The following is an 18,720-nucleotide window of genomic DNA, read 5'->3' as shown; positions in this document are numbered from 1 at the left end:
GATCCTAGGATCAGCGCTGCTTTTTTAGCTAGATTAAACAATAGAGATCACTATCAGACGCCCATTGCCAATTTGATCAACTGTGCAATAGTAAAGATAGTCAAAAACCCAGCCAAATATAAACCAACGAACCAGGCCCATTGCGATTGTTTTTTACTTAGATTTTTCATTATAACCTCTTCATAATGACTCAGAGCACCGTTAATGACTAATAATGATGTTGTCAATAACCAACGTTAGTACTGTGATTTGGTACTCTCAGCACTGACTATTAATACATAGGCTCGTGATTAGATTTACCTTTAAAGGTATAGTAAGCAAAAGCGGTATAGCTCAGGATAATCGGCAGCATAATACCAGCACCAATTAACATAAACGATAGCGAAGTATCCGCTGCTGCTGCCTCATAAATCGTCATCTGATAAGGGACAATATAAGGGAATATTGCAAAACAAACCCCAATGTATCCCATTAAAAACAGTGCCACTGTCAATAAGAATGGACGATATTCGCGCTCACTACTGAGGTCTTTACGCATAAAGTAAAACAGCAGCACCACGATAATTGGCATCGGTGCAAGATACAGTATTCCTGGGAAGCTAAACCAGCCTTCGAGTGCCTTAATACCGGAGAAATACATGAATACAGTTACTACGATCATCGCTAATATGAGTGCCGTTAGCAACCATCCAGAGACTTTTCTTGCCCATACTTGTAGCTTATGCTCAGTTTTTATGATTAACCAAGTAGAGCCAAGTAGAGCATAACCGATAATTACCGCAATACCACACATGATAGCGAAAGGGGTTAGCCAGTCGAATGGACCACCGCTATACAAGCGATTACTAGCCTGAAGACCTTGTACTAAAGCACCTAACATCACGCCTTGGAAAAAAGCGGCACTGATTGAGCCAATAAAGAAAACGGTATCCCATACGTAGCGGCCGGTAGAGGATTTGAAACGAAATTCAAAAGCCACGCCGCGCATAATAAGACCGAACAGCATAAAAGTAACCGGCAGATAGAGTCCAGTCATAATGATACCGTAGGCTACTGGGAAGGCGGCGAATAAACCACCACCTCCTAGCACCAACCAAGTCTCATTACCATCCCAAAAAGGCGCAATGGAGTTCATCATTCGGCTACGGTTTTTATCCGAGCCTGCGAATGGAAACAAAATACCACAGCCTAAATCAAAACCGTCTAGCAATACGTAGATGAACACTGCTAAGGCAATTAAGCCACCCCAAATCAAGGGTAAATCTAAAACATCGCCATAATTAAACATTAGCGTAAACCCCCTTCATCTTTATCACTAGCCGGTGTGTCTAGATCTACGTCATCATTTTTTCTAGTATTTTCTGCAGCATTACTATCACCGCTCAGCGTACGTCCTTGACCTTCAGTCACTGAATGCTCATAGAAGTTATCCTCAGCAGGATCTTCATAGGGTTTAGGTCCATGGGCGATCAAGCGTAAGATATAGAAGCTACCAGCGCCAAATACTAGGATATAGAGCACAATAAAACCAATCAGTGTGGTCGCTACTTGCTGAGCTGCCAATGGCGACATACTCTCAGCAGTACGAATTACACCGTACACAGTCCAAGGTTGACGACCAGTTTCTGTGACGAACCAGCCGGCTAATAAGGCTATGAAACCTAGCGGGGTCATCATCATCCACGCGCGATGGAACCATTTGCTTTCTGGATTAAACTGTTGTTTTTTGAAGAATTTATAGGCACTAAATAAGCCTATTAGTAACATTAAGGTACCAATACCTACCATGACTCGGAATGACCAAAATACGATAGGTACGAAGGGCCGGTCTTCTGGCGCCCAATTTTTGAGACCTTTGACTTCACCATCTAATGAATGGGTGAGTATTAGACCAGAGACATAAGGGATTTTGATTTCAAAGTGGTTCTTTTCTGCTTTTTGATCAGGGATACCGAATAGCACTAATGGCGCGCCACGTTCGTTTTCCCACAAGCCTTCCATCGCCGCTACTTTAGCTGGCTGGTGCTCAAGGGTGTTAAGACCATGCATATCCCCTAACACTATTTGTAGAGGAGCTACAAATATAGCCATAACCATTGCCATGCTTAGCATCACGCGACCATGTTTACGATGTTCTGTATGACGTTTAGACTGTAGATAATAAGCACCAATACCACCGATAACAAAAGCAGTAGTCAAAAATGCAGCAGTCATCATGTGGGCATAGCGATACGGAAATGAGGGATTAAAAATAATCTCGAGCCAGTTGGTAGGATAGAGCAAGCCATCAGCGCCAACCATAAAGCCTTGGGGGGTCTGCATAAAGCTATTGGCAGCCAAAATCCAGAATCCTGAAATTAGGGTGCCGATAGCCACAATAGCGGTCGAGGCAAAGTGCATACGTTTGCTGACTCGTCCCCAACCAAATAGCATAATACCTAAGAAGGAAGCTTCTAAGAAGAAGGCAGTTAGGACCTCATAGGCCAATAGAGGCCCTAAGACGTTACCGGCTTTATCAGAGAATACCGCCCAGTTGGTACCGAACTGGTAAGACATTACTACCCCAGAGACTACCCCCATGCCAAAAACCACTGCAAATATTTTTACCCAATGTTTATAAACTTCGGCGTAGATAGGCTCGCCGGTTCTAAGCCAGCGAAATTCAAGCACTGTTAAAAAGCTAGCAAGCCCGATAGAAAAAGCAGGAAAGACAATATGGAAGGAGATAACAAAGGCAAATTGGATACGCGCAAGTATCAGCGCATCCATTTGATCGATCATAAATGTTGCGAACATAAACGGTTACCCTTATCTGTTAGCTGACTGGCGCTAGCTTCCATGATACGCTTAAGTAACGGTCCGTAATTACCTAGTAAATAAGGCAATAAATATTACGGGCAATAGCCAATTATTATTAATCATAAATGTTATTTAGCTAAAGATTGCTTATGGGCGGTTTAGCTGAATTAAATAATTTATATCCATATAAACTACCAACACTTAGCATTTAAATCTAAATTCTAATAAGATTTAACATGAGAATATTATGCGCTTACCGCAAGCATCAAGCAAGCTAGCCTTCATCACTCAGTGCGTACCTTGCAGTCATAAATTAGCTATTGAAGAATGACTAGGCTTTCTTAAGATATATTAAAGAGTGCTTAAGTTACAAGCCACTAAGCGCTATTGTAAGATCAACCAAATTAGCTCTTTATGCCAGAATCCGGCCCTTTACGGTTATGTTTAGTTTTGTAGCTGCTGATGTAATATTCGCCGTAAAATTAAAATAGTTTGTGGGTTGGATTGTATGCTATGACCACCATTGATGATAGTTTCAGAAGCGGCGCCATCGAGATGGGCGCTAGTATAAGGTACGATACCATCCGATAAGCGCTCAGTGAGGGCTTGGCTGATCTCCTCATTGACGGTGACAGCGGAGACGAGCGCGGCATTAGGGATAACACCATTTTCTGTGCTTACTGACTCTGCTGAGTCGTCATCCTGAGCATTGTATTGGTCTGGTAGTGGTTTTGATAAGTCGATTTTGGCACCATTAGGCTGCATTTGTGCCAGTCCTTGGGTTATATCAGCATCATTATTAGCAATGATTGAGTGATAAGTAATACGCTTACTAATAGCAATATCTCTTGTCAGCTCAATAAATGAAGACTTATTACTGAGCTGACTGGCGCCATTTTGTAAGTATAAAGCACCAAAAGGATTCTGTGCCAAGTCGCCTTTAAAGGCAATGGTGGCTAAGTTATCGGTGACGGTTTTTACCAAACCTACAGGAAGATAGACTATACGGCGTAGCGCACGAGTAAACCATCGATCAGCATAATCAGTTCCACGGAAGGGTGCTGATAAGAATATGGTGGTATCGACTTGTGGCAAGGTTTTAAGTTTAAGACGGGCACCAAGCTCTTGATCTCCTAGTGCTTGTTGCAGCTTAGCATTTATCAGTATCTCGTCACTGTTGAGTAACAGCTTGTCATCAGCAGTTCTTAGCGTTTGAAGTTCGTCAGCTAAGTTGTCATCAGAGACCATCATTCGTGCAATTAGGGCGCCCATACTGTGGCTGATGATGACACTGTTGCTACTAGCGCGGTTATGGCCACTGGGATCTGTTTGCTTATAAGTAGCTTCTAATAGTTGCTGAATCTGGTAGCGGTTTTCTAGGATCGGTAAATTAGTGGGATAAAATATTTGCCACACTTGGTAGTTCTCACGCAATTTTTTATCGTTAAAAATATCGTTAGTCAAATTAACCCATGTCGCTGGGCTGGAGGCAAGTCCATGGATCATGATAAGCACGCGTTTATCAGGATCGTAAGGCTCGAGCATAAATAACTTAGGCAGACTGGCTTGTTGTTGACGGGTCAGTAGGTTTAGATAGCCCACACTGTCCAATTGGTTCTCGGATAACCACAGCCCGTAGCCTGCCGAAAAGTTAGCAGCTAGTGGATAATCCTCTCCTAGTATCTGCACACTCTCACTACGATAAGGGTTATATAAGTTAATATTAAGATTTTTACTGTCAAGGACATCGAGAATACTGTTGCCTACGGGGTGGATCAAGCCAGTTAAAAGTAGGTGACCAGTAGGGTAGATACGGGTTGTAGGCTCAGTATCATCGACAGGCCTATCAGGTATAGATTTAAATAATTTGCCAGATAACGAGGAAGCTAATAGCTGACGTACTGTAGTGGTATAGCGATCATCCAGTGATGCTACGAAACTCACCCCTAACCCTGGACGCTTACTAATAGAGTTCAGTCCGGTTAACCGTAGTTCATAAGTAGACATCAAATCTACTAAAGCTGAGGTATCTTTATCGGTATTCTTTAAATAATTACTCTCGTTGGGGAGATATACATTGAGGTTATAGTTGTCTACGGCTATCTGCATCACATTGATCTGATCAGTAGGCTTACCCGGTAGTACGGTGCGATTGGCTATCGCTACTTTATGACTCTCATCGACAGAATCGATAGCAGATAGATATTTTATTTTATTACCAGCACTAGTGTTACTGGCATCATTTGTCGATTTATATAACTGGGTGATCACTTCGCTGCTGGCAGCATTGTAGATATCTTGGGTTTGAATATCAGTATCATTGGGGATGCGATGCTGCTGTAGGCGCTGATTGCTATCGATATCTGCGCCAACGAAGTCGTGCTCTAAGCTGTCATAAAATAAATAGCTATAGCTCGACTTTATGGCATTGAATAAATTGGTTTGATAACTGAGTATACAAGTATCTTCGCCTAGCTTTTGAGATTGCATCTGCTCAGTATTCAAAGGTGCATTAGCATAGTAAGGGTCAAGCGGCGGACGCGATGTAGCATTAGCACATTCAGCAGAGCTTGCTAATTGCCGTGCTTTGGCATAATGAAGCTCAGCGAAGATAGCTAGCGTTGCGCGGTAGTTCTCATTAAGCATGCTATCGCCTAACTGATCCAAACACAGATCAAATTTCTGTAAGCACGCTTGCTGATCCAGGCCAGCTGACAGCAATGCTGAACTGGTACTAGTACTGAACTTATTGCTGGTAGCTATATTGCCACGCTGAGCGGTGATGATTTTTGCTGAAGTTTGTTTATTCACCGATACGGTACTACAAGCAGTCAATAGCACTAAGCTAACCGTAAATAATAAGATTATAGGACTACGCAATAGGGCTCTTGGATAGTTATAGGCTTTTATAGCGGCGAAAAAGCGGACAGGAATCATGGACAGGCTCAGTAAATAACAGTTACTCATAAATTTTAAGCAGCAGGAGGCTATTGATATAGCAGAGTAAGTGTAGCGTAACTTTTGACCTTACACTATAAGATGTTGCATATTAGACTACAGAGTCAATAAGTGCTTAATTAAGCTCAGCTGGCTATCTTGAGGGATAAAATGACTTAGCTATAAGTACAGAAAAGCACCTTAGTTCTATAATTGACTGGTTATCAATAAAAAACTAAGGTGCTATTTAGCAAGATTACAATAGGGCTATTACTAATCACAGTAGCTACTGTAATAGCTATATCAATAGCAAGGCTATTTTAATTATTTATCGCTATAAGCTAAGCCTTACATATTAGGCTTGACGTTGACGTTAGGAGCTGGCAAATCCCAAATATAGAATTTACCGTCTTCAACCAATTTTATTTGTTGCGAAAGAATGCTGTTGCTAGGATCTTGACGCTGAAGACGGCGCAAACGATCTAATGCTTCGCTACGACGATCGCTCAACAAATCAGACTGAGCTAGGCTTTGCTCGGCTTCAGTATAACCAAGAGCTACGGCGCGATCTAAGTATTTTTGTCCTTCTTTAAAACCACCCCCTTCAGCTAGCATCATACCGTACAAAAAATTAGCCTCGCCGCTGTCAGTTTTACTTTTGATAGCACGATCGATATAAGCGCCACCACGTACTGTATATTCGCTACCCAAATCTAAGTTGCGACCCATGCCATTCAATTTGGCAGCACGTAGCAACACGTCATAGGAAGCATTAGGGGCTTTAGCATAAGGCTCTATCCATTCAGCTAATACCTTGATTTTTTCACGGGCATTATAGCGCTGAGTACGGTTAGGGAAGTTAGGTGGGTAGTGGCGGGCATTAGGTGAGACATCAGCAATAAAGTCATCTAGTAAGCTGACATCAAGCTTATCATTACCACGGTTGTCTTGATCAATTAATATAGTTTTTATAAAGCTAATGTCAGACACACGAGCTTGTGGGGTTGGAATATTAGACAGTTGACCGCGACTGATATCGACACCCGTAGCCGTAATTGGGCTTGGCTGGTAGACACGGACCGTTGGTTCAGGTATCGCGGCAGCGACTTGCTGCGGTGTTAGCTGCGCAGTACTAACGGTAGCACTTGGCTGAGTAGTACGACGAACTACACGCTGACTTGAGTCAGTCGCACTGGGAACGGCGAGGTTAGACGGCGTCTGAGGTATAGCAGCGATAGCAGGGGCGGCGAACATAAAGCTACAAGCGGTTGCTAAAGCAGTTAGGGTGGCAAATCTATGGCTGGCTGAGTGACTCATATAGGAAAATACCTTTATTTTGATGATTGTGAATGACTACATAAAGAACTAGTAATAACAATTTAATAACTAAAATTAGGGTTAGTGCTGATTTATAGTACTTGGTTATAGAGCTTAGCTATCAAGATTGAAATTGGCTTAAAACCTCTAAAAAATAACTGTTATTGCAAATAATATTATAAATTATCGTTACCCTAACAAATCAACACAAACTTGCTCAATAGTAGGTTTGTTATTCATATCTTACTGTAGCGTACTAAGTGTTTATAAAACTGAGTTTTGATAAATCTTATCAGGCACAAATTAGTAAAGCTGATAGAGACTGATAACCCTAAAGAAGTAGAGCTATAGCGCCGAGGTTAACACTACAAATTCATAACTATTAACAGCTTCAACTCAGTAAAAATTATAATTATTAGTATAGTTACTAGAAATGATAAGAGGCTTTTTTCATACAGTCAGCTAGTAATCGCATAGTGTAACGAACAGGAGGCGATAAAGCGGCTCCTCCACTTTGTAGTGCAAGCTCACGATGATGCAACTCCTCAATATCCATCTGTGCCAATATCTCTCTTGAGCGCTTATCTTGCAGTGGCAGTCGACCAATATGATCTTGTAAATGTTCGCTAACTTGTGCTTCAGTTTCGGCCACAAAACCTAAGCTAAATTCATTAGAAATAGCCCCAGCAATCGCACCAAGTCCAAACGACATCCCGTACCATAACGGGGTGAGGATGCTTGGATGACTGCCTAGCTCATCAAGACGCGTCTCACACCAGACCAAATGATCAATTTCTTCTTCAGCTGAGTGCTGCATAGCTTGTCTGACGCCGCTATTCTTGGCGGCAAAGCCCTGACCATGGTACAAGCCTTGAGCGCATACCTCACCAGTATGATTGATACGCATCAAACCGGCGACATGGCGAGACTCAGTGATGCTTAATTCAGGAATAATATCATCGCTGACCGGAAGCGGGCGAGTACTAGGATTTGAGTGTGGAACAACGGCTCGCAGCGCCTTGTCAACGCCAAGCAACAATCGATCAACTTTGGATAAGGAACGCAAGGTCATGGCCAACTCCTAATGAGGGTGTCTGTTATTGTTAAAAGGCAATTAAAAGGTGATTAAAAGGATATCAGAAGGCTATTAACCTATTATTAGTCGCCACTATAACAAATAATAGAGATTGTCGGCAGAGCAAAAGTGCCATTTATGATTAACTGATAATAATAAATGCAAATGTGTTTACGCTTTACCACTTTGTGTATCACAAGCGTTGATGGTGTCAGAATTATCGTGAGTTTGTATAACCGCATGTTGAATATGTTTCTTCAGTTTTAAATATAAAAATATCCCAAAAGCGATGTTTAATAGTCCAGTAATTAAGAACAGCTGCGGTAGGGTCATAGCGAATGCGTTCAAGATGGCAATCGCAAATATAGCTGAGGTCACCATAAAGATAGCATTAAAGATGTTATTAGCCCCAACGATACGCGCCCTATGACTTTTGGGTGCATACGCCTGCATAGAAGCATATAAAGGCACGATATATAAGCCACCACTAAAGCCCAAAAAGAATAAATCTACGAATACTCGCCAGCTGCCACTAATAGCCAGTAAACCAGTGACACCTAGTAAAGTGTCACTGTTGGTAGTATCTATGGTTAACGCTGAAAGTGAAAAATATAGATCGATAGCAAAGATACTTAAACCGGCAATACCAAAAGGCAGTAAGCGCAAACTCACTTGATTCTTGGTCAAGCTTTTACATAATAAAGAGCCTATTGATACCCCGACTGAGAACAGTGTTAGCAAAAATATAACCACTGACTCGTCGCCGTGTAGGATAACTTTACTGACTTCTGGAGTTTGAGTCAAAAACGTCGCCCCATAAAACCAAAACCAGCTATTACCTAAGATTACGAAGAATAAAAACGGTAAAGAATATAAGTAACGCACTATCGACACGCTAGTAGTAAAAATATTCCAGTTTACCTTAAGCTCAGGTTGCATAGCTGGAGTAGCGGGAATAAAGCGCGCCGCCATATAACCTAATACAGCTACTATCAGCACTGTAGCACTAATCCAATATAGCGATTGCGGCAGCTGGGTTAATACCCCAGCGATAATCATACCTAGCAATATAGCCAGTGAAGTGCCCATCTGGAACAGACCATTAGCGCCTACTAACTCGTCTTCTTTCATGGCCTGAGGCAGATAAGCGTACTTGATAGGGCCGAAAAAAGTCGAGTGAGTGCCCATTAAAAACAGCGCCACAAATAATAAAGCATACCATTCAAATACAAAGCCTACGGCCGCTATCGCCATAATAATTAGCTCTAGTAGCTTTACAAGGCGAGTCAGCTTCGACTTCTCAAACTTATCAGCCAGTTGACCCGCTACTGCCGAAAATAAAAAGTAAGGTAGAATAAATAGCATAGCTGCCAAATTATTCAAAATACTAACTTCTACACCCAACTGGCTAGCCGCACTATAGGTCAGTACTAATATTAGTGCTTGCTTAAAAATATTATCGTTAAAGGCTCCCAAAAACTGGGTAAAAAACATAGAACTAAAGCGCTTACGCTTGAATAATTGAAACTGACTAGCCATGAATGCTCCTACAAGTGTATAGCTTGTAATGGGTTGGATAAGCTAAATATAACCTATATCAAATATAATAGGCAGCACTAAAACAAGCTCGTTTTATCAAGCTTGCTAAAGATTATAAATAATAGTTATTACTATCAAAAACTTATAAAAATATAAGATGGGATTTACTAATGTTAAGCCGTATAATAGCAACTGCTTGCTAGAAATATATATCCTCGATGCTATGATTTAATAATTAACTAAGTTATTATTTGTAAGCTTGATCTCTAGTCTGTGTCTGCAACGATTTATAAGCATAGTTTTATTATGCCAAATGAAGTGATAGGAAATAAGTACATGAGTCGTCTGTCCCCAACTCCAGCATTTGGCAGCCTGCGCTTGCCGACGCAAGATACTATAGAAGTACTCAACACCCCTAATTTTCAGCGTTTAGGGGTTGGCTATCCTTATGCGCATTTTGCTCGCTCAGCATTGTTTACTGCGCTTACTACTAGCTTTGTAGGCTTAAGTATGAGTCCAGTAATGGCGGCTACTAACTCTAATACTAATGCTAATAATAGTTCTGCAGCTATTAGCTCTGATGCTGAAATAGATAATGTGCTTGATGCGCTGCGTCTTAAGCAAGCAGTTGAACAAGGGGTTATTGATCGCTCAGTACTAGAAGAATATACCCAACAGACTTTAGGCAATAAATCTAATAGCAGTAATAACAATAGCAACAATAATACAGCTGCTGAGGTATCCGATGCGGAGTTGCAGCAAAAAGTAGCAGAGATGCAGCAGCGTGGCTATCAGATGATGACCCCTGAGCAGATCGAAAATGAGCTAGCAGCCTTGGAAATATTAGATAGTGGACAAAATAGCAATAACAGTAACTTTAATAACAATAACAATAACAATATTAGCAACAGTATTAGCACCGACGGTTTTAATGAAGATATTTTTATCACTGGCAATGATTTTAATCGGCCCATTGCTACCTTAGGCAGTCGCCAGCCACCCATTGGTCTAGACACTGAGTTAGATCAATCTACTCTACCAATGCCTAGTAATCTTGATACCCTTAACAAGCCTCAAAATCAGCAAGATCGTGCTGAAACTGCTGAGATTATGGCTCGTCCAATCAATGTGAGTGATGCGGTAAGTAGCGGTCGGGTTGATTCAAGCGTTGATATCAATCAGCAGTCAAACCCGAAGCAAGTTTTAAAGCAGCAACAAGCTAAGCCCGTCACTGGTGCCACTGATAAGGTGCAGGATACTGTAGCTCAGATTAATGCTGGCAAAACACCTGATGTTGATCTTAAAACTGGTGCTGGAATTAATAGACCAAAACGTCAAGGTAGTGTTATAAATCCTGATGATTATCTACCGGACTATCAAGTAGCGACAGAGAAGCAAGCCATCAGCGAAAGTTTACAGCAAGGCTCAAAACTTAAGACCAGCGCTCGTAATCCAGACAGCTTTATCAAGCGCGCTTACAATAGATTTTTTAATGGTGGTGTTACAGCGTTACCGCATGTCGAGACTACGGTTTATCTACAGCAAGCGCTAAGCAGCAAAGACGATAATAGCCCAGTAAAATTGGTCAAAGCAGATGAAAAAACTCAACCTATTAATAATATAAAAGCGGCGTTAGATGATACTACTGTACAGTCTGTTGTTGATTTTACTGCCGCGTTGCCACGATTACGTCAGTCGGCACTAGATGCAGCTAAAGCGGTTGGCTACTATGATATTACTCTAAGCTTACGCCAGCCTAATAGTGATACTATCGACGTTATTATCGAAAAACTAGGCGAGCCAGTGCGGGTTGACAGTAGCATCGTCGATATACGTGGCCAAGGTATCAGCCAGCCGGAATTCCAAGCATTGCAGTCCAATCTGCCGCCCAAAGAAGGTGATATCTTTAATCATCGAGTCTATAAAAGTAGTAAGGCGGCGCTAGAGGCCTTGAGTAATACTTATGGTTATTTTGATCAATATTGGTTAAACAAATCTGTTGATATTATCTTACCGGACAACACAGCCGATGTATCGCTAGTCTATAATACTGGCGATCGTTATCAGTTTGATGAAGTAATATTCTTTACTTATGACGAGGCATCAGGCACTTTGACTAGTGACCCTGCTAAATTACCTGTTGAGATGTCGTTATTGAGGCAGTTGTTTGATTTTGAAGCTGGTGATCCTTTTTATCGTCCGGACATTACCAAGTTCAGCAACGACTTGTCCGCTACTCGCTACTTTAATACCGTCAATGTCGAGTCAATCTTACCACCAGATGAGCGTAACGAAAACAGCACCTTAGCCTTTGACAATACCCCGTCTAAAGATGATGGCACTGTTACTGATGAAGACGTTAATAGCGCTGCTACTGCGAACAATGATCGTAAGCTGACTGTCAATGAAGAGAGTCGTAAGGCTGTCAATAATGCAAAAGACGCTAGTAACAATACTATCGATGACAGTGTTGCCGCGAGTGCTGGGGCGACAGTAGATCCTGCTGATATTGCTCCTATTGAATTCGAAGTCGATGAGCAAACTAGTGAAAAACTACAAGCCATCAAGCAAAAAGCCACGCGTTTAACGCAGTTGCCAAACAATCGAGTTTTAGATGAAAAAGAGGATAAAGCAGAAAATATCTTGGGTAAAATAAGCGATTCTATTAGTAGCGTGGTCAAAAGTATATTTCCTGATGGTGAGAAGCCTTTTACAGATGAAAGCTTTGTTGCACCGACCCTTGCAGGCCGTATAACCCCTGAACAAGTACTACAGAGCAAAAGAGTGCCGCTATACGTTTTTGTATCGTCTGATAAGCCGCGTGATGCGCAAGTTGGACTTGGTTATGGTACAGATACTGGAGTACGAGCCACAGCAAAAATAGATTATAATTTAATTAATCGTAAAGGATATCAGGCAGGAGCTGAGGTTGAGCTATCTAGAGTTACTAAAAATGCTACGGTATATGGCAGTCGACCATGGAAGCATCCACTCAATGATAAACTTGAGGCACGTTTGACTTACGAGGAAGAGGTTATCAACCAAGGCGAAGGTAACTTTGACTTGTCTACGCAAACCTTAAAGGCGGCATTAGCCCGTAATATTCGCAACGAAAATGGTTGGAATCGAAGTTACTTTGTTAAGTATCGCTCGGATAAGCTAGAGACAGGGTTAGAAGGGGCTGATTTAGAGGATTTGCCTATACGATTTGTTTCCTCAAATCCCACTCAAGAAGCATTGCTGTTTGGTTATGGTGTGAATAAAACCACTGTCGATAATATACTCAACCCTACACGTGGTATTCGCCAATATTACAGTGTGGAAGCGGGCACTAAGAGTCTACTAAGCGATACTGATATGGCGATTGTCAGAGCAGGGGTTAGTGGCCTATATAGCTTTGGTGAAGATGACAAGCACCAGCTGATTGGCCGCTTTAACACTGGCTATATTTGGGCCGATGAATTCGAAGGAGTGCCTTATAAGCTACGCTTCTTCGCTGGCGGTGACCAAAGTATTCGTGGCTTTGACTACGAAAGCTTATCGCCACTCCAGAATGGCTATCTGACAGGTGGTCAAATACTGGCAGTAGGTAGTGCTGAATATAACTATGAGTTTAGACCAGGCTTTCGCGGTGCATTGTTCACTGACGTAGGTAATGCTTATGATACTAATTTTGATACTGAAACCAAAGTCGGTGTCGGCGTTGGTATACGTTGGGCATCACCAGTAGGCATAGTGCGAGTCGATGTCGCTGCTGGGGTTACTGAAGAGAGCATTCCAATAAGATTACACTTCTTTATTGGCTCCCCTTTATAGCTATTAGAATACTAGTGATAAAGGAATGCTGAGTCCTGTAGGTGAGATCAACTAAGTACTTCCAGTCTAGGCAGGTTATTACCTATTGATCGCTAATAATCCTGCCTAGCAATGCTTCAAAAACGCGCTAATCGTTGGTTAGTAATTAGAATTTTAATGCAGTTGAGTATAATGTTGACCAATAATACCACGCCTCCTAAAAATCCTATGGATGAAGATCCGGCCCAAAGAGATGCACGTATGCTGCGTCACTGGTACCCGCTTTCCTTTTTATTAAAACTGCTTATTTTGATCCTTATTGTATTAGTGATCATGTTTGCAGTTTTTTTCTATATGGCAGGTACCGATTCAGGCACTGAATTTCTACTAGATAAGATCAGTGCTGAGACTGGTATTGAGTTCAAATATGGTAGCGGTAATTTACGTGATGGTATTTGGGTCACTGATATTGATATCAAGGCCACTGAGGATATCCAAGTATTAGTAGATAAAGCCTATGTAAAAATAGGCTGGCGGGCAGTTTTTGCTAAAGAAGTTCATTTGCGTGATGCCAATATTCAGCGTATTGATATCATCAATAAAAAAATGCCAACTGGCGAGCCTTTTGACTATAAAACTCTTAAGCTACCAGTCAACTTGCGTTTTGATCAAGCAAAAATAAAAACCATAGTTTATCAACAAGTCAGCAAAAAACCTATTGTAATACATGATGTTTTTGCGCGTGATCTTACTTGGGTTGGTAGTCAAGTGACTGTAGGTGGCGGTGATTTGCGCTATGCTGATATTGTCAAAGTAAGCGCCTTGACAGGTAGTATTGATTTACAAGGGGATTACCCGTTAGATTTCAGCGCTATCGCTGAAGTCAGCGCCTTAGAAAAAGCCTATGTAGCTCCGCTTGATATCACAGCGACCGGTAGTTTAAAGCGTACAGTAGGTAAAGTGCGCAGCCGTTATAATGAAGGTGATGTACGTGGTGAAGTAGTCATACAAGGTTTGGATGCTGGTGCGCCTTTTGAAGCCAAATTACAGTGGGATGACCTGCTTATTCCTTATGCTGATGAGCAAAAAATCCATCTTAAACAAGGTCTGCTTATTGCCTCAGGGGTTCTTTCCGAGATCCAATTGCGCATTAACACTGAATTGACCGCTAAAGACATTCCTTCAGGTCATTATCAAGCCCGCGGCATAGTCGCTAACAGCCAACTGCGTATTGAGCAACTTAATGCTAATGTGCCTGCTGGAAACTTATTGGTGCAAGGAGTTTTGGACTGGAAAAAGAGCTTTGATGCTAATTTGCGTGCTACGGGTAGCAACTTCGATATTCGACGGGTTATTCCTAAACAGTATGCAGAGTATAAAGTCTATGCGCCCAAAAAACTCAATGGAGAGTTATCCTTTCATTATCAGCATAATAATAGCGCTGGTAACTTAGAGATAGATGCGGATCTACGCCAGCGTGATGGCGAGCATATCAATGCTAATATTATACGTGGTAAAAAACCAGTTAGATCTAAGCAGCCGGCGCCTTTATATATCGACGCTACCTGGCAAAATCTAAAACGTCAGGATCTTCCCAATATAGGTAATATTGACAGTCCAAGTGGACAAGCAAAGGTCACTGTTCGTGGCTCAAGCTTGTCTGTCGATTCTAACGCAGTTATTAATGAGCTGAACATAGCGCCAAAAGGTAACTACGATGTGCGTATGCGTAAAGTGGCCAATGTAATCGATATCAATCGTTTGAATTATAAAGGTATTGTCGGTGACCTTTCAGGTACTGGTCAGATTCAATTGGCCAGCAAACAGCGTCCGTTAACTTGGCAGATAGATGCTCGTACTAAAGGTTTGTTACCTAAGCAGTATCGCAGCGACTTACCGATAGAGCGCTTAGTAGGGCGTGTTAATGCTCGCGGGCGTTTACTCAATATCAGTAAAAACCGAGTAAAAGGTCAGCGTCATATCATCAGCTTTAATAATACTGATTTGCAAGTTAATCTTGATAATACTCAAGACAGTCGTGCTATAGGCATTATCGGCGGTGGTGATGCTAGTATTGATGTTATCGGTGGTGAGCTGTCAGTATTCGATGCTCGTTTTGAGGGACAAATTGATACCGCCGATGTGCCGAAAGGTCGTTTGTCTATCGATGCTGCCGGCACACCTAAGCTAGTTAATATTCGTAAATTAAATTATGCTGGTGAAGCGGGAGCGGTAAAAGCCAAAGGAGTGGTTGATCTACGCAAAAGTCTAGGCTGGCAACTAACGGGACGTTTTGATAACTTTAATGTGGGTTATTTCTTGCCCAATAATCCAGCTATAGTGACTGGTGACTTAATGACTAGTGGTGAGTGGCAGTCAGCCCCTAAAAATAAGGTTAATCCTAAAGGTAAGTTACAGCAGTTTGCTATCAACTTTGATGGGATACTTGATGCTGAGCAATTGCCAGCAGGTAAGCTAACCCTAGATGCTAGTGGCGACTCACAGGTTATTCGTATCAAGCGCTTTCGTCATGTGGGTGCTGCTGGTAGTATCGATGCTAAAGGCACCGTAGATGTGCGTAAAGGGATTGCTTGGGATATTAATGCGGTTATGGATCGCTTTAATCTAGGTTATTTCCTCAAAGATACCCCCAGTGTGATCACAGGAACCATTGATACTGATGGTAGTTGGGGTAAAACCAAACAACTTGTTAATTTAAAGCGCTTTAATTTAAGCGGAAGTTTGAAAGGACAGCCGTTGACGGCCAAAGGTAGCTTGTCAGCTAAGCTCAATCTACCAGCAGATCTTTCCAGTTACTTCAAGCGTCTACAAACTCAAGATGCTCAAGCGCAATATAAGCAAGTTAATGGCCTCATTGAGAGCTTGAATGCTAACGATGTCGTACTGCGTTGGGGAGATAATTACCTGACGGCTAATGGTAATGCTAAGCAGCTACAAGCAAAAATCAACATCACTAGCCTCGATCAGCTCTCAGATAAATTAGCGGGTAAAGTAACTGGCGGGGCCACTTTATCGCAGCCCAACGGAGAAGCACTACCAACAATTTATATCGATTTGGTAGGCGAGCGTATTTCGTTACCTGGCATTATCTTACGTCAAGGTCAGATACGCGGTAAGCTAGTTAATCTGGCTAATAGTCCAAGCCAGCTGATTATTAGTGCCGAAGGCTTAGATATCTCTGGTCAGAGCTTTAAAAATGTCAATGCCGCCTTTAATGGTACTGAGCAGGCACACACCCTAAATCTTGCTGTTGCAAATGAGCAGCTTGATATCTCTGCTAGACTTAAAGGGGGTTTTGACCGTGCTAAGCTTAGCTGGTCAGGAGCTATAGGGAACGGTCGAGTTAAGTCTCAATATGCCACCCTAGATCAAGTACAACCAGCACAATTGATCGTCAATTTGCCAAGTAATAATAACAGCGATCTAAAAGTACAGTTGGCAGCGCATTGCTGGCAGGCTGCAGATCAGACTGGTAAGTTATGTTTGCGCGAAAACTTAATAGCATCTGCTGCTGCAGGCCAAGTCAACCTTACCGTACAAAAGATTGATACTTCATTATTTGCTATATTTTTGCCGGACGATATTGATTGGCATGGCAAAATCAATGGTAAGGCAATCGTCGGCTGGCAGCGTGGTAAGCCGCCAACTATTAATACTACTTTATACTCGGACAACGGCAAAATCGGTTTGATTCAAGACGGAGATGCTGCACCGGTAACCTTGCCTTACCAGCGGGTATCACTAATTGCCTTATCCGTTCCTGAAGGTTTAAAGCTGCGCTCAGACATCAATACAGGGCGCGGGGCTCGTGGCTACGCTGAGGTCATTGTTGATCCTTATAAAACCCCAAAACCTATCTCAGGAGCTGTAGTCCTTAACGAGTTAAATCTAGCAGTATTTAAGCCTTTCTTCCCAGGTATGCGGGTATTAGAAGGCAATATTACTATGGCAGGGGGCTTAGGCGGAACTTTAGATAAACCGCAGTTCTATGGGGATGTCAAACTAGTCGATGGTCGTGTAGCTATGCTAGACTTACCAGTCAATCTGTCCAAAATTGGGGCTACTGCTAAGATTCGTGGTACGCAAGCGACTGTCGATGGTAAGTTCAATAGTGGTACAGGGGCAGGTACTTTGACAGGGACTATCGATTGGCGTGAAAAGCTGCAAGCTAAGCTAAGTATTATTGGTGAGCGCTTAGTGTTGACTCAGCCGCCTTTACTACTGGCTGAAGTCAATCCAGATATAGACATCATCGTGCGACCTAGTGATCGCTATGTGAATATTGCTGGTGCTATTAGTGTGCCATCCGCTACTATTCGTCCGCCAGAAGCTAGTGAAGATATTATCACTCAGACTGAAGACGCGGTAGTGCTAGATAGACGTTTGATTGGTAATATTGAGGAAGTACTAGCTATTTCTAAACCTTGGTCAATCAATGCTGATATTGGTATAGATTTGGGTGATGATATCAACTTCCGTGGTTTCGGTGCTGTTATTCCTTTGGCTGGCGCTATCAATGTCACCCAAAATGGTACAGGAGTCATGCGAGCGAAAGGGGTGGTTCAAGTAGCACGTCGTACCAGTATTGATGCTTTTGGACAGAGTCTCGAACTCAATTATGGTCAAGTTCGTTTCAATGGCGATGTTATGAAGCCTAACTTAAGTATCGAGGCGGTTAAAACTATCAGTGATAATACAGTGGGTGTGCGAGTTACAGGGTCTATAGAAAGCCCTAATATTATAGTGTTCAATAACGCCGGCTTGACCCAACAGCAAGCTATGAATGCTTTAGTTACTGGTCGTATCAATGATGGCAGTCCTTCTCAGATTAGTGAACAAGGGTTTAAATCACAAGTTACCAATAACTTAGCAGCCGCTGGCTTGAACTTTGGCTTAAGTGGTACTCGCAGTCTGACTAACCAAATAGGTCAAGCTTTTGGTCTACAGAGCTTAACGGTTGAAGCCTCGGGCAATAGTGAAGATACTAATGTCAACGTCACGGGTTATGTTACTCCTGATCTATATATACGCTATGGGGTCGGGGTGTTCAACGCTCAAAGTAGTCTGTCCATCCGTTATCAGCTCACTCGTCGTATCTATGTCGAAGCAACCTCAGCTGCTGAAAATGCAGTAGATGTAGTGTACAGCCTGCAATTCTAATAGCTGGTAATTGTACTAACTTAGCACTGTAGCGCATCAACGGTGCAAACGCTGGTTAGACGTTGATTAATAAAGTC

At 42.2% G+C, this 18,720-nt stretch carries 9 protein-coding genes; 2 read left to right on the top strand and 7 right to left on the bottom strand.

Annotated features, from left to right (window positions below; all coding sequences use genetic code 11):
• Positions 1-53: 53 nt before the first annotated feature.
• From KPY62_RS13330 to KPY62_RS13300, 7 genes are all read right to left on the bottom strand, one after another.
• The gene (locus tag KPY62_RS13330) at positions 54-170 is read right to left on the bottom strand and encodes a DUF2474 domain-containing protein (protein WP_201622326.1); all 117 of its coding nucleotides are present in this window, start codon (positions 168-170) and stop codon (positions 54-56) included.
• A 101-nt stretch (positions 171-271) separates the two neighbouring features.
• Complete coding sequence (gene cydB / locus KPY62_RS13325) at positions 272-1,288, bottom strand: cytochrome d ubiquinol oxidase subunit II (protein ID WP_216583436.1); 1,017 nt, start codon at positions 1,286-1,288, stop codon at positions 272-274.
• Positions 1,288-2,796 carry a cytochrome ubiquinol oxidase subunit I gene (locus KPY62_RS13320; RefSeq protein ID WP_216583435.1) on the bottom strand — a complete coding sequence of 503 codons (1,509 nt, stop codon included), beginning with the start codon at positions 2,794-2,796 and terminating at the stop codon, positions 1,288-1,290. The genes cydB and KPY62_RS13320 overlap by 1 nt, the downstream gene beginning before the upstream one ends.
• 447 nt (positions 2,797-3,243) lie before the next feature.
• Entirely contained in the window at positions 3,244-5,679 is a 2,436-nt protein-coding gene (locus KPY62_RS13315; RefSeq protein ID WP_216583434.1) for an esterase/lipase family protein, read from the bottom strand.
• 405 nt (positions 5,680-6,084) lie between these two features.
• Positions 6,085-7,053, bottom strand: coding sequence for a tetratricopeptide repeat protein (locus KPY62_RS13310; protein WP_216583433.1), 969 nt, complete (start codon positions 7,051-7,053; stop codon positions 6,085-6,087).
• 427 nt (positions 7,054-7,480) lie between these two features.
• Complete coding sequence (gene coq7 / locus KPY62_RS13305; protein ID WP_216583432.1) at positions 7,481-8,125, bottom strand: 2-polyprenyl-3-methyl-6-methoxy-1,4-benzoquinone monooxygenase; 645 nt, start codon at positions 8,123-8,125, stop codon at positions 7,481-7,483.
• A 174-nt stretch (positions 8,126-8,299) separates the two neighbouring features.
• A complete protein-coding gene (locus tag KPY62_RS13300; protein ID WP_216583431.1) occupies positions 8,300-9,667 on the bottom strand; it encodes an MFS transporter in 1,368 nt (455 codons plus the stop codon).
• A 336-nt stretch (positions 9,668-10,003) separates the two neighbouring features.
• Between KPY62_RS13300 and KPY62_RS13295 the strand changes: the two genes are divergently transcribed.
• Both KPY62_RS13295 and KPY62_RS13290 read left to right on the top strand, forming a co-directional pair.
• Positions 10,004-13,483, top strand: a complete 3,480-nt coding sequence (locus tag KPY62_RS13295; protein WP_216583430.1) for an autotransporter assembly complex protein TamA — start codon at positions 10,004-10,006, stop codon at positions 13,481-13,483.
• A 171-nt stretch (positions 13,484-13,654) separates the two neighbouring features.
• Complete coding sequence (locus KPY62_RS13290; RefSeq protein WP_216583429.1) at positions 13,655-18,643, top strand: translocation/assembly module TamB domain-containing protein; 4,989 nt, start codon at positions 13,655-13,657, stop codon at positions 18,641-18,643.
• Positions 18,644-18,720: the final 77 nt, after the last annotated feature.

The organism is Psychrobacter sp. TAE2020, assembly GCF_018919485.1.
Classification (GTDB): Bacteria; Pseudomonadota; Gammaproteobacteria; order Pseudomonadales; family Moraxellaceae; genus Psychrobacter.
The sequence above is the reverse complement of the archived record's forward strand: the minus strand, read 5'-3'. Positions and strand labels throughout refer to the sequence as shown.